This window comes from Chryseobacterium sp. T16E-39 (assembly GCF_002216065.1).
GTDB lineage: Bacteria > Bacteroidota > Bacteroidia > Flavobacteriales > Weeksellaceae > Chryseobacterium.
In genome coordinates this window covers 3,523,723-3,538,231 of sequence record NZ_CP022282.1, presented here as the reverse complement: position 1 = coordinate 3,538,231, position 14,509 = coordinate 3,523,723, and the positions used below count along the sequence as shown (strand labels likewise).

Annotated in this window: 12 protein-coding genes; 7 read left to right on the top strand and 5 right to left on the bottom strand. The window is 35.4% G+C overall.

Annotated features, from left to right (window positions below; genetic code table 11):
• Nucleotides 1–69 precede the first annotated feature (69 nt).
• From CEY12_RS16010 to mfd, 5 genes are all read right to left on the bottom strand, one after another.
• Nucleotides 70–1,002 (bottom strand): hypothetical protein, encoded by a 933-nt coding sequence (locus CEY12_RS16010; RefSeq protein ID WP_089028645.1) that lies wholly within the window; start codon nucleotides 1,000–1,002, stop codon nucleotides 70–72.
• A gap of 264 nt (nucleotides 1,003–1,266) precedes the next feature.
• Nucleotides 1,267–2,010 (bottom strand): hypothetical protein, encoded by a 744-nt coding sequence (locus tag CEY12_RS16005; protein WP_089028644.1) that lies wholly within the window; start codon nucleotides 2,008–2,010, stop codon nucleotides 1,267–1,269.
• Nucleotides 2,011–2,013: 3 nt separating this feature from the next.
• On the bottom strand, nucleotides 2,014–2,829 hold the full coding sequence (locus CEY12_RS16000) for a hypothetical protein (protein ID WP_089028643.1): 816 nt from the start codon (nucleotides 2,827–2,829) through the stop codon (nucleotides 2,014–2,016).
• Nucleotides 2,830–2,832: 3 nt separating this feature from the next.
• Entirely contained in the window at nucleotides 2,833–3,654 is an 822-nt protein-coding gene (locus CEY12_RS15995) for a hypothetical protein (protein ID WP_089028642.1), read from the bottom strand.
• A 139-nt stretch (nucleotides 3,655–3,793) separates the two neighbouring features.
• Complete coding sequence (gene mfd / locus CEY12_RS15990) at nucleotides 3,794–7,156, bottom strand: transcription-repair coupling factor (RefSeq protein ID WP_089028641.1); 3,363 nt, start codon at nucleotides 7,154–7,156, stop codon at nucleotides 3,794–3,796.
• A 250-nt stretch (nucleotides 7,157–7,406) separates the two neighbouring features.
• On the opposite strand from mfd, the gene CEY12_RS15985 reads away from it, so the two are divergent.
• The 7 genes from CEY12_RS15985 (at nucleotide 7,407) to CEY12_RS15955 (ending at nucleotide 14,484) form a co-directional block, all read left to right on the top strand.
• The gene (locus CEY12_RS15985) at nucleotides 7,407–7,802 is read left to right on the top strand and encodes a hypothetical protein (protein ID WP_089028640.1); all 396 of its coding nucleotides are present in this window, start codon (nucleotides 7,407–7,409) and stop codon (nucleotides 7,800–7,802) included.
• Between the two features lie 185 nt (nucleotides 7,803–7,987).
• Nucleotides 7,988–8,260, top strand: coding sequence for a hypothetical protein (locus tag CEY12_RS15980; protein WP_089028639.1), 273 nt, complete (start codon nucleotides 7,988–7,990; stop codon nucleotides 8,258–8,260).
• Nucleotides 8,261–8,386: 126 nt separating this feature from the next.
• Entirely contained in the window at nucleotides 8,387–9,886 is a 1,500-nt protein-coding gene (locus CEY12_RS15975) for a GH3 auxin-responsive promoter family protein (protein ID WP_089028638.1), read from the top strand.
• A 69-nt stretch (nucleotides 9,887–9,955) separates the two neighbouring features.
• A complete protein-coding gene (locus tag CEY12_RS15970) occupies nucleotides 9,956–10,318 on the top strand; it encodes a hypothetical protein (protein WP_089028637.1) in 363 nt (120 codons plus the stop codon).
• A gap of 92 nt (nucleotides 10,319–10,410) precedes the next feature.
• The gene (locus CEY12_RS15965; protein ID WP_089028636.1) at nucleotides 10,411–11,646 is read left to right on the top strand and encodes an MFS transporter; all 1,236 of its coding nucleotides are present in this window, start codon (nucleotides 10,411–10,413) and stop codon (nucleotides 11,644–11,646) included.
• Between the two features lie 88 nt (nucleotides 11,647–11,734).
• The gene (locus CEY12_RS15960; RefSeq protein WP_089028635.1) at nucleotides 11,735–12,343 is read left to right on the top strand and encodes a tetratricopeptide repeat protein; all 609 of its coding nucleotides are present in this window, start codon (nucleotides 11,735–11,737) and stop codon (nucleotides 12,341–12,343) included.
• A 35-nt stretch (nucleotides 12,344–12,378) separates the two neighbouring features.
• The gene (locus tag CEY12_RS15955) at nucleotides 12,379–14,484 is read left to right on the top strand and encodes a gliding motility-associated C-terminal domain-containing protein (RefSeq protein ID WP_089028634.1); all 2,106 of its coding nucleotides are present in this window, start codon (nucleotides 12,379–12,381) and stop codon (nucleotides 14,482–14,484) included.
• Nucleotides 14,485–14,509: the final 25 nt, after the last annotated feature.

The following is a 14,509-nucleotide window of genomic DNA, read 5'->3' as shown; positions in this document are numbered from 1 at the left end:
ATTAAGCGATTAAAAATAAAAAACTCAATCCGATGAAGAATTGAGTTCATATATGGTTTAAAAAAATTTTTATAAAGGTTTATAAATATAGTTGATCCCATATCCTTTGGTTACATAAGTCTGAGGATCATAATGATAATCCGTACTGAATATAGCAGGTGCCGGAATAGGTGTCGTAAGATCAGTTATAGCCATTCTTTTAGGACTATTTGGAGATAAAATCAAGCTTCTCTTATCATTAACTTCCGTTGATAAAATCACAGATACTTTGTAAGCAAATGGAAGCAATGTATACGCACTGATTCGCGCATCAAAATCAGAATAGTCATATCCCAGTTTAGCCGTGGCAGCACCAAAAACTCCATTACTCATAGCCCCATAATGTCTTACTGCTTTAGCAACATTATCTCCTAAATAAGTATATCCTGTTTTAGAATAGTTTTTATAAGTAAATGGTACCCCAGTTACATCCTCCCCTGTTCTCATGATAATAGAATCCAGCTTGCTTGTTGATGCCGCATACTTCAAATCATAAAGTGTTTTACTTTTTCTGAAAAGAGTCTGAGGACCAGGAGGGTCACCAGGAATAACCGGAGGTGTTCTTCTATACACTAAACGACTTTCTGAGATCTTATCAATCTTTCCAGATACTCCATATGTGAAAATCTGAGAATATGATACACTGTCTTTATCTAATTTTCCATTATTATCTAAATCCAGAAAACCTCTGAAGTCAATCTTACTCACTTTATCACCACTATACATTACATCTGTAATGGAAGCACTGTCCGTAAGCACTCTGGATAAAAGCAATCCATTATAGTGATATTCAGCAATAGTATCTGCATCAGTAATTTCTCTATATAATGCTCTCGGACCTATTAATCCGGAATTATTATTTAAATCGATCAGTGGATTTCCATCCTCATCGATCAGATCTTTACAGGAATGAATAGAAGAAAAACCAGCAAACAGTAAAATAAAATAGAAAAGTTGTTTCATTTCTAAAGGGGATTATTTATTTTTTCACAAATATAATTTTTTTTTAAATAAAAAGTATATATTTATTCATATTATAATAAAACTAATAATAAGATATCCATATTACACCTTATATTGGATACATTATAAGCATAAGTTTAATTGAATTCTTTATAATCCAATAAACCATCACTTTATAATGCATTAAAATATTTTAAATAATTTTACAAAAAAAACTAAAAGGTTCGCTTTTAGTTTTTTTTATATTTTGAAAAATTTGCAGGTCTAGTAAGGCTGCAATACTTGCGTCGTCAAAACTGACTGAGCCATATCATCATTCAAATAAGTCGTATTAACTGCTTTCCCGGTTCCTAGTGTTCCAGCGTTCAGATTCCTCTTTGTACAAGCTGCTTTAACGCTATAATTATTTTTAGGACCAAGATTAGTAAGGGTTGCGTTAAGATTAAAAATCTTATTCGTTCCGTCACCTCCTACCAAAACGTCTGTTCTTACAGCTTTAAGGGTATTATCAACGAAAATCCCACACGCATAACTAATTGAAGAGTTTGCATTAGCCGTTTTTTGAGTTGTAGTCTGGAAAGTAAATACTACTTTATTGGTTGCATTGGTAATAGAAAAAGTATCTACTGCTCCCGACAGAACGGTCCAGGTTGCATCTAAAGTAGCATTTTCAGTATAAGGTGCGGTTGATCCGTTTGCCCCATTAAAAGTAGCTCCTACTTTATCAGAAACCGTATTTATAGAAAACAAAGCCATACTTCCCTGCCCATCAGCAATTTTTATACTTTTCCAGTCATTGGCTACTATATCGGAGTTGTTATGAAAAATCTCTCCTGCATTTCCGGCACTCCCTTTTACTGTATTCGTTCCGCCTACTCTTAGTTCTTTATTGACATTTAAATCTCCGTTAATATCAAGTGTATTGACAGGAGTTGTAGTATTTATACCCACTTGAGCTTTAGACAAGCCAATACCCAATAGTAATGTTATTAAAAATATTTTTTTCATAATTTAGTTTATAATTGGGTTAAACACTTGAGGGATTTCGTAAACATCTACTTTCAAAGAAGATTGAGCAATGAAGCTATCGATATTGGTTGCCACATTGATCCCGATTCCTAAAGTAGCATTACTTGTATTGTAAGATTGTAGTCTTGAACAAGCTACACTGATAGTATGTGTTCCCTTTGTAAGGTTGGAAGCTATTCCAATTTGGTTATGAGTCAAGAAAGTGTTACTTGCACTACTTGCCTTAATATTACCCTGTCTTAGATTTACCAGTTTGTTATCTACAAAAATTCCACAGGCATAGTCAATTGAAGTATCTGTAGCTGTATTTGCCGGGAAATTAGTGTGAACTACAGTTTCAAACTGAAAATAGGTTTTGCTGTCTGTACTGTTTACCTGGAAAGGCTGAGATAAAGAAGTAATTTTTTTAAAGTTATTGAAAGTACTAAAATCACTTCCCTTTACAAAACTCGTAGATCTTGTTGATTTAGTAGTTGATTCTTCAGTACCTGTAAAAGTAACTCCGGTTCTATCAGAGAAAGAGTTATTAAAAATCAGATAAAACTGATTTGGTTCGTACTCAGGAATTCTAAGAGTCTTCCATATTGGTGGATAGTTTTCTCCTTGTGAAACTAAGATCTGACCATTAGTCCCTTGAACAAGACTATTGTCTGTTGTATTTAAAACAACAAGTTTATTACGAAGATTTACATCTCCGTTCACATCTAATTTTGCTTTAGGAGTTACTGTTTTTATTCCTATCTGAGCAGAAAGGGAAAGCCCTATTGATAAAAATAGGAACGATAATATATTTTTCATGAATTAATTGGCTTTGTAGGTTACGTATTCAATAATATCAATCTTTAGATCTGATTCTAAAGTAAAGGCATTGGAAACGGTGTTGGTATTCGAGATGTTACGTCCAATTGAAAACTGGTTAGCAAGATCCGATGTTGTAATTTTCCTACAAGCAACTTCAATTTTCTGAGCACCTAAAGGAACATTTTGCTCAGTATAATTAAGGGTAAAGATATAATCCTGGAATCCACCTTTGTCTGTATTGTTTGTTGACGAAACCTTATCTGGTCGAACAGCAACAAGCTTACCACCTCTGAATACTCCACACGTAAAGCTTATATTCTGAGAAGTAGTAGCTGCAGGAGCTTTCATTTCAATTCCTGTCTGAAACTGATAGGTAATTCTGTTTCTTGGATTTTTAACTGTAAAGTTATTTTCCAGACCTTCAATTTTCACCCACTTACCTTTACCGGTGTCTGTAATATTGTCACCGACAGTATTGGTATAGATATTATCACCCGCCACACCGTTGGATAAAGTCGTAATACCTTTCTGATCCAATGACAGGTACGAATTAATTAATTTGTACTGTCCTTCTTCCATAAAAGATACATTGATTGATTTCCAAACCGGAGGTAGATTTTCTCCTTGCGAAACTAAAACTTGTCCGTTTAGTCCGGCATTTCCTACAAGAGTTGGAGTTCCTCCTACTCTTAATTCTTTTCTTAGAGTGGTTTTCCCATTAACATCGAGAGTCGAGTTAGGGACATTTGTGTCAATTCCCACCTGTGCGTGCGCATAGACAGAGCAAAGCCCCGCTATACAGAAATATATAGTTTTTTTCATAATAAGCGCGGCAAAGGTACACAATTTTAATATAAAACCCTATTATTTAATTATTTATCACATAAAAATATGCCTATATACGGATAGAATTCTTTGCATGTAAAGTTAGAATTATCTTTAAAACAGGGGGATAACGGGGCTATAACTCCAATATAGATTTCAATAAAATATTTACTTCATCTACATTTTTAACCTTATCTTTCCTCATCATTAATTGATTTCCTTCTTTTCCTATTTTTTCTTTAAGCTGTGCTTCTGATGGGTTTTGAGTTAAATAATTAATAATATGTCTGAATTGATCTGTCTGATAAAATTTATCTTGTGGATTACCCGGAAAATATCCTAAAAACACCCCATTCTTCATAACAATTTTCTCAAATCCAATATCGGCAGCCAACCATTTCAAAGAAACGCTCTTTAAAAGATTAACAGCTTCCTTAGGTAAAGCTCCGAATCGGTCCACTAATTCTGATTCAAATTTCTGGAGATCTTTCTCATTATCAATTTCTGCGATCTTTTGATATAGCAATAACCTTTCTTCAGTGTTTGAAATATAGAAATCAGGGAGCATCAACTCCAGATCAGTATCAATATTGACTTCTTTTACTGATTTAAAAAGTTTCTGCCTGTCTTCTTCATTTTCAAATAAATTTTCAAAATCTTTATCATCTTTTAATTCCTCCAATGCTTCCTGCATCATTTTCTGATAGGTTTCGAATCCCATTTCATTGATAAATCCACTTTGTTCAGCACCCAGCAAATCTCCTGCTCCCCGGATTTCCAAATCCTTCATCGCAATTTGGAAACCACTTCCCAGATCTGAAAATTGCTCAATAGCTTCTAACCTCTTTCTGGCATCCGAAGTCATCATGTCGTATGGAGGAGTAATCAGATAACAGAAAGCTTTTCTGTTGCTTCGGCCTACCCTTCCTCTCATCTGATGGAGATCTGCCATTCCAAATCTCTGAGCATCATTGATGAAAATTGTATTCGCATTGGGAACATCCACTCCACTTTCTACAATCGTTGTTGAAACCAATACATCATATTTACCTTCCATGAAATCAAGAACATTCTTTTCCAACTGTTTTCCTTCCATCTGTCCATGGCCCGTTATTACTCTGGCATCAGGAACCAATCTCTGAATTAAGCCGGCTATATCTTTTAGATTTTCAATCCTATTATTGATAAAATAGACCTGCCCATCCCTTTGTAGTTCATAAGAAACCGCATCACGAAGAATTTCTTCATTAAAACCAATGAGCTGGGTATCTACAGGCTGTCTGTTTGGCGGAGGAGTTTTAATTACGGATAAATCCCTTGCCGCCATAAGAGAAAACTGCAAGGTTCTTGGAATAGGTGTAGCTGTTAACGTAAGCGTATCTACATTGCTTTTAAGCGTCTTCAATTTATCTTTGACCGAAACTCCAAACTTATGCTCTTCATCAATAATCAACAGTCCAAGATCTTTAAATTTAACACTATTGCTGGCCAACTGATGGGTTCCGATAATAATATCGACCTTCCCGTTTTTCAGTCCGTCTAAAGCCTCCGATTTTTGTTTTGCCGTCCTGAATCTATTCACGTACGCAACCGTCACCGGAAAATCTTTTAATCTTTCTTTGAAGCTTCTGTAATGCTGAAACGCCAGAATTGTTGTTGGCACAAGAACAGCCACCTGTTTACCATCTGTTGCCGCTTTAAATGCAGCCCTGATAGCCACTTCAGTCTTTCCAAAACCTACATCTCCGCACACCAAACGATCCATTACTGTACTGGCCTCCATATCTGCTTTCACATCGATTGTAGCCTTCTCCTGATCCGGAGTATCTTCATAAATAAAACTGGCTTCCAATTCATTTTGCAAATAAGAATCAGGGGTATAGGCAAACCCCTGTGCTGTTTTCCGTTGTGCATAGAGCTGTATCAGGTCAAAAGCGATCTGCTTAACCTTCGCCTTAGTTTTCTGTTTCAAAGACTTCCAGGCCGGCGAACCTAATTTGCTTAAAACAATCTCTTTCCCATCGGGTCCATTATATTTGGATATTTTATGTAAAGAATGAATACTTACATAAAGCAAATCTCCGTTTTTATAAGTCAGTTTAAAACATTCCTGAATTTTACCATCATTATTTACTTTTACAAGTCCCATAAATTTTCCGATTCCATGGTCAATATGGGCTATATAATCACCTACTTTTAAAGACATCAGATCTTTTAAAGTCAATTGTTCAGATTTTGCAAATGTATTTTTAGCCTTATATCTTTGGTATCTATCAAAAATCTGATGGTCGGTATACACAGAAATTTTATGATTATTATCTACAAACCCTTCATGCAGTTCAGATTTAAAGCTTTTGAAAACCATTTCGTGCTCCAACTCCTCAAAAATAGATTCCAGTCTCTCTTTTTGCTTTTCAGTTGAAAAGGATATCCAGGTATCAAAACCGTTACTCTGTTTTTCTTCCAGATCCTGAATAAGCAGTTCAAAATTCTTATGGAAAGAAGGTTGTGAGGTCTGCTCTATACTGATATCAAATGTTTTCAATCCTTCGATTCCAACGCTGCTGAAATCTATTGTTTTGAATTTTTTATAATCAAATAAAAACTCCTGGTCAGAAATAAACAATTCCTGTGGAGTCCTGTGAGCTATATCTTTACTTAAAGCTTCATATTTCTCAAGCGACTTTTCATAAAATGATTTTATCTTTTGCAGGCCAACAACTCCATTTCTGGAAATGACAAAACTTTCCTTTGGTAAAAGCTGAAGTAATGAAACCCTGCTTCCTGTAACGGAAAAATTCATATTGGAAACCAGCTGAAACTCCTTCACCTTATCTACTGAAAGCTGGGTTTCGATATCAAAGGTTTTAATATTCTCAACTTCATTTCCAAAGAAGGTAATCCTATAAGGCTTCTCGTTGGAATAAGAAAAAACATCTACGATCCCGCCACGTACCGAAAACTCTCCAGGTTCAGAGACAAAATCTGCCTGTTGAAACTGGTAATGCGAAAGCAGCTCATCTACAAAATCGAAATCCAGCTGATCTCCCACCTTTATTTGATGCGAAATCGCTTTAAAGTCTTCTTTTTTAAGGACCTTTTCTGATAAAGCTCCCGCGTAAGCAATGATTACTTTTGGGGATTTCCCTGAATTTATTTTATTTAATACCTCGGTTCTTAAAACAAGATTTGCATTCTGAGTTTTTTCAACCTGGTAAGGTTCCAAATGAGTTGCCGGAAAATAAAGGACTTTATCCTTACCTAATAAATCTTCCATTTCTGTATTGGCATACAGAGCATCTTCTTTATCGTCAATCAAATAAAGAATACTTTTCTTCTGTGTCAGAAAAAGCTCAGCTACAAAAACAGATGCCGAAGATCCGGCATTTCCTTTAACAGAAATATGCTGGTGCGCATCCAACTGGATAAAAATTTCTTTTCCAAACTCCTGCTTTAATAAATCCGGAAGAAATTTTTCATGAATAGGTTTTAACTGCATAATTAATAACGGTATAAACGACAAAATCGATTTCGGGAATTATCCGAAACCGTTCAATATGTAAAGGTAACCATATTTTTTCCAATTGAATAAAATTGCGAATTATTTAATAATTAAAATAAATAACCAATAATAATTCATATAATAACTTTTTGCCAATTTTTTTAATAAAAAGTTAAAAAAAGCCCTTTTTTACCTCATGGCACAGTGTTTGAAAATTCATTGACAACAAACACCTAAAAGTAGTATTATGAAAAAAGCAATTAAAGTTTTAGGAATTTTCATGTTGATATTTTGTACAGCTATTACAATATCATCATGCAGCAGGGATGATGATCCAGCGAATAATGACTTCTTCGCGGGTACGTATCGTGGAAGCGTTTCTTATAATGATGGTGGTTCCACGAATACAAGTACAAATGACGGAAGCGTATTCGTTACCAAGATCGCAAGCGGTACAAAATATAATTTTGGCTTTTCGAACGGCATTCCCAACCTTAATGGAATTGAGTTTGAAAAAAAGGGGGATAATACTTTAGTGATGATAGGTTCAACCGCTACATCTTATATAAGAATAGACAATAACGAATTAAAAATCCTGTATATCAAAGATGGTAAAACGTGGACTGCCAATTGTACACGATAATTAAAATTATTTTTTTAACAAAACCTGTTTCTGACATTTCAGAAACAGGTTTTTTTCTTTGTATCACGAGCTACTTTAATCTTTTTTTAATCTGTAATAAACTTTAGTTAAGTTTCACAACGCTAGAATTTTCAGCCCGCTTTTTGCATACCTTTACTCAACAAAAACAAAATAATATAATCTCTATGAAAAAATTATTAACTGCAATGTCATTAGTCTTAGGACTAGGCCTTGCTACCGCTCAGCAAACGGCTCCGGCAACTGCCACTAAAACCACTCAACAAGCTCCAAAGACAATGAAGACCACAGAAGCTAAAATGGCTAAGCCAGCGACTGCTTCTACCTCTTCTGACGGAATGAAAATGAAGAAAGACGGAACTCCAGACAAAAGGTATAAGGCAAATAAACATTTAAAAAAAGATGGCACACCTGATAAAAGGTACAAAGCCAATAAGTAAAATCAACTTATAGTTGTTATTTTCATAATCAAATTTCGAAGAACCGATGAACTCATCATCGGTTTTTTTTATTGCATATTTTACAAAAATGCGCTTAGATTCTTTAGTTATTTATAAATTTGAACCATGTTAAGCTTTCTCAAGAAAAATATTGCACTGGCCTGGGCAAAAAAGCATGTCCAAAAAGCCGAAGAATTTAAGAAAAACCCGGAGAAGGATCAGGAGAAATTACTTTTATCCTTAATTGATACCGCAAAAAAAACGCTTTTTGGGAGAGAGCATCAATTTGAAAATATTCATTCTATAAAGGATTTTCAGGAAAACGTTCCTATTGCAGACTATGAGGAGCTGAAACCTTATATTGAAAGAATAAAAAAAGGGCAAGCCAACATTCTTTGGACAGAAACACCCGAATATTTTGCCAAAACTTCCGGGACAACTTCAGGATCAAAATATATCCCTATCTCAAAAGAAGGTATGCCTTATCAGATTGCAGGAGCCCAAAGTGCTTTGTTTCATTATATATCCCAAAAGGGAAATGCTGATTTTGTTAAAGGAAAAATGATTTTCCTGCAAGGAAGCCCAGTACTCGAAGAAGTGTATGGAATAAAAACAGGACGTCTTTCAGGGATTGTCGCACATCACATCCCTAATTACCTCCAGAAGAACCGTCTTCCAAGTTGGGAAACCAATATCATAGAGGATTGGGAAACTAAGGTTGATAAAATCGTAAAAGAAACGGAAAAAGAAAACATGACACTTATTTCAGGAATTCCACCCTGGTTGATCATGTATTTTGAAAAGCTCACTGAAAGAAGTGGTAAAAAGATTAAAGAACTCTTTCCAAATCTTCAACTTATTGTTACCGGCGGAGTAAACTATGAACCATACCGAGAAAAAATGGAGGACCTTTTGGGAGGAAGCGTTGACATTATTCAAACCTTTCCTGCCTCTGAAGGATTTTTTGCATTTCAGGATGACTATACCAAAGAGGGTCTTCTTCTTTTAACCAATCACGGTATTTTTTATGAGTTTGTTCCTCTGGAAGAATATGGAAAACCAGGCGCAAGAAGATTAACTTTAAAAGACGTCGAACTTAATAAGGATTACGCCTTGATATTAACAACTAACTCGGGATTATGGGCCTATTCGATTGGCGATGTCGTGCGATTCATAGATAAAAAACCTCATCGTATTTTGGTAAGTGGCAGAACCAAACATTTTACATCTGCTTTTGGAGAACATGTTATCGCTTTCGAAGTGGAAGAAGCGATGAAAGCTACCGTGGAAAAACATCCTGCCCAAATCACTGAATTCCATCTTGCACCACAGGTAAACCCCGTAGAAGGACTCCCTTATCACGAGTGGCTCATTGAGTTTGAAAAAGAACCTGCCAATTTACAGTCTTTCAGGGATGAACTGGACAACCAATTGAGAAAACGCAACACTTATTACGACGATCTTATTTCAGGGAATATCCTGCAAAAACTCCATATCAGCTTACTGAAAAAAAATGCATTTCAGGAATATGCAAAATCTCAGGGTAAGCTTGGTGGTCAAAATAAGATTCCCAGATTAGCAAACGACAGAAAAATTGCCGATTTATTGGAAATCTATAAATTTTAATCACTTTTTTTTAATTCCAAAAACAAATATTCAAAAAAAATTATAAATTTGAAAAACTAAATAAAAATAATGAAAGCATCTGTACTTTTAAAATCATCTTTACTGACATCTTTATTTTTCATCTCTTCATGTGCCACCACAAAATACAGTGAAGATGTTTCAAAAAATAACTATTCTAATCTGGAAGCTGGAAGAATATATATTGTCACAATGAAAGACGGTTCTAAAAAACAAAAAATGCTGTTCCGTAATATCCAGGGAGACAATATTGTAGGAACAGTAGGAAAAAAAGACAGTACAGAGGTAATTATCCCTAAAGCAAATATTGCAGCCGTTAAAGACAGATCAAGGGCAAGAGTAACCGGAGGTGCTGTTATCATAGGAGCTGCAGCAGCTGCGGCAATCGTAGTGAGTGCTTCGAGAGCAGACTAAATAGATTTTATCTTTCAAAATACATTTGATTTATCATTTGAAAAATCAACTCCTTAATAGCTCTAAATAAATATTTAGAGCTATTTTTGCGTATGATTTCCTTTACCCCGTTAAAAACTCTAGAAAATATTGAATTCAGAAATCTACTTACAGGAAGATTTTTCATTGTTTTAGCCTTCAGAATGCTCGCTACATTATTAGGATGGTGGGTGTACCAATTAACAAAAGATCCATTCTCAATAGGACTGATAGGTCTGTCAGAAGTTATCCCGGCTGTTAGCTGTGCATTATATGCAGGACATGTAATTGACACGAACGAAAAAAAGAAGCTTTTACTGATCTGTAATTATGCTTATATTTTTCTCATAGGCCTTTTACTTATTCCCGCTTTTTTTAATGTTGAAATGCATTTCACAGGACACCAGATCACCTATTTTATTTATAGTGTGATTTTTTTTACCGGAATAGCGAGAGCTTTCATAGGGCCGATCGTTCCTTCCATGATTCCAAAAATTGTAAAAAAAGAAAATTTACCCAATGCTGTGACTCTTAATCAGGCAACTTTTTTGATTTCTTCCGTTTGTGGTCATGCAGTAGGAGGCTTTCTTATTGGCTTTTTTGGTGTAAAATGGACATTAATTGTTATCATAGCACTCATTTTTACCGCATCTCTATTTTTCTGGCAGCTAAAAAAACAATACTCAGAATATAAAAAAGAAAATATTAATGTTGTAGAAAGCATGCGGGAAGGAATTTCTTATATATTCAAGACTAAGGAAATTTTAGGTGCACTTTGCTTAGACATGTTTGCTGTTCTTTTTGGAGGTGCTGTCGCAATGATTCCGGTATATGCAACTGATATATTAAAGGTTGGTGCCGAAGGCTTTGGATTATTAAACGCAGCTTCAGATATTGGAGCCATGTGTATTATTACCATTTTATCACTTATTCCACTAAGAAAAAACCAGGGAAAAATATTACTTGGAGTTGTTACGGGATTCGGGCTTTGTATCATAGGGTTCGGATTATCTAATATTTACTGGCTATCATTTATATTTCTAGTTCTAAGTGGCATGTTGGATGGAATTTCCGTGGTGATCCGCGGCACGATAGTTCAATTGAAAACACCTGATCACATAAGGGGACGTGTATTAAGTGTAAATTCAATATTTATTATGTCAAGTAATGAAATGGGACAATTTGAAAGCGGATTATCCGCAAAGCTTCTTGGAGTCGTACGTTCCGTCATATTTGGAGGAAGCATGACGGTACTTATTGCACTTATTGTAGGAAGTACAAATCCTAAGTTGAGGAAAATGCAATATTAAACACATATTTACCGTTCTATTAAATAAATCTTAAAAACTTTAATTGAAGGTTAATAATTTTTTATATTTGTCCTATAAATTTCCCCTTATGAAAAAAATTCTATTAATTTTTTGCTTTTTCGCAATAGGCTTTTGGGCAAGCTCCCAGACCTTTACAGAAAAAGCACTACAACAGTCTGTTTTACAATTGAATACTGCCAAAACAGCAACTGAATACGATGCACTTTTCAAAAAGTTCTCAACTGCTAAAACTGAAGAAAAGCGATTAGCCTTTTATTATGCAGCGGTCAGCCAATATCTAAAAAGTGACATAGCATTAAAGACTCCAGGAGGACAACCTGTTGCAGGATCTAATGCTCTAGCAGGAAAATTCGCAGTAGGAGCATTGAACGCTCAAACGAACAATGCTGAACTGGATATCCTTTTAGGATTAATTTACCTGCAAAGAATAGCATTGAACGCTTCTTCAGATACACAGAAAGACTTGAAAACAGCTTCAGAATATATCTCAAAAGCTGAAGCCAGTTCTCCAGGAAATCCACGATTAAATATCCTTAAAGCTGAAATGGCAAAACGTCAGGGTGACAAGGTTGGTGCTGAAAAACTATACCAGAGAGCCTTAGTAGATTTTGACGCCTATACTTCTTCAAACAGTCAGGCTCCTGGCTGGGGAAAACAGATCCTTCAAGCTAAATAAATAATCTTCGGATTAAAATTCAAAAATTGATTAAAATGAAAAAATATATACTGATTTTTCTTTTTTTTGTCAGCCAAATGATCTTTGCCCAGCAAGATTGTATTACTGCTATACCAATATGTAATGACGCTAATATTGCCCTCACCCCTAACGGAACGGGAAATGTAGCGGAGGGAAGCGGCTGTGTATCCAGTGAAAGTAATTCCATCTGGCTAACATTTAGTATACAAACGGCAGGGACGCTGACTTTTCTTATTACCCCAACGGGTCCGTTAGCTCCTAATATCGACTACGATTTTGCTCTTTATGGTCCTAACCATAGTTGCGCTAACATAAATGAAACTCCTCTAAGATGCTCTTATGCAGGATTATTCTCATCTGTCACTCCTCCTCTAACTGGTCTTAATATGACTTCAGTAGATACTACGGAAGATGGCGGCGGAGATGGCTTTGTAAAATATATTGATGTTCTTCCTGGACAGGTTTATCATTTAATGCTAAACAACTTCTCAAGTGATGTTGCTCCTTTTTCATTAACATTCGGCGGTACTGCTTCACTGCTTACTCCATTTGATTATAATTCTGCTCAGATCCATCAAACCCATCCGTTTTTACAACCGGGCCCTACTCAAAATGGTGAAATTACTGTATGTAGCAACCCTATGACTTTTGATTTCTCCACGTTATCAGCACAAATAATAAACGGTAACAGCAATTTTATCGTAAAATATTATAAGACTGCAACCGATGCTATGGATGATGCCAATGCGATCACGACTCCTACTTCTATCAACGTTGCAAACACTTACACATATGCTATTTCCTATGTTGATCCTAACAGTCCAAACAGCTTCTTAAATCAATGTAGAGAATATGGAACCATAAAATTCCTTGACAAATCATTTGTTCTTACTCCGGGAACACTTATTTCCTGTAGCAATAATAACTCAGGAACAGGGACTTATGATCTGACATCAGCTGATGTAGGCGCAGGTGCTATTCCTGGATTAACATTTAAATATTACCCTTCATTAACTGATGCCAACAATGGAACCAGTGAAATTACGAACCCTTACGTTTACATTGCTCCGGCAGGATCTGCTTTTGTAAAAGCAACAAATCAGTTTGGATGTACAGCCATTGCAGAAATTAAACTTAATTTCCATCCGATTGTTGTAGTACAGGATGCCGTTTTAAGATCATGCTTTATCGAGTCTAACCCCTCAACAGCATCATTTAATCTTCCTGTTGCTAATGTAACTCCTAATCCAGCAGGGTTAACAAAAAAATATTACCCATCTGCAACGGATGCTGTAAACGGTACAAATGAAATTTTGCCTGCCCAGGCAGTAGCATATATCGCTCCGAATGGAGTGGTTTATGTGAGAGTATCAAATGCAAACAATTGTTTTACTGTTGCAAAAATTACTTTAATTGTACTACCTCCAGTTAAATCTACAGTTCTTGTGGATAAGATTATCTGTATGGAAGATACAACGACATTAGATGCAGGACCTGGATTTGCTTCTTATTTATGGAGTACAGGCGCTACGACACAAGCGATAACCAATGTAGCAGTAGGCACTTATTCGGTTAAATTAAAAACAGGAGAATGTGTGACTACACAAACGGTAACAGTGTTTCCTAGTGAGCAACCTGTAATAACCAATGTCGATATTTCAACCAGTACAATTACTGTAACAGTAAATGGAGGAACCCCACCTTATAAATATTCATTAGATAATATTAACTGGCAAGATTCTAACGTATTCAACAATATCCCTAGAGGTGACAGTCATATTTATGTAAAAGACTCATACGATTGCGACCCGATCGATATCACGGTTGTAGTTCCAAATTTAATTAATGTTATTACTCCGAATAATGATGGTGTTAACGATGTGGTTGACTATTCCGCATTAGCCAGCAAGCAAAATTTGGTGTTAAGCATTTATGACAGATATGGTGCTAAGATCTTCCAAGCTGATAAAACAAATGGATATAAGTGGGATGGTACTACAAATGGAAGCAAAAAAGTATCTACGGGAACTTACTGGTATTCTGTAACCTGGAATGAGAATGATAAGAAGAGTACTCCTATCAAATTCTCAAGCTGGATCATGGTAAAAAACAGAGAATAATTTATAAATTTTGATGAAAATCGCT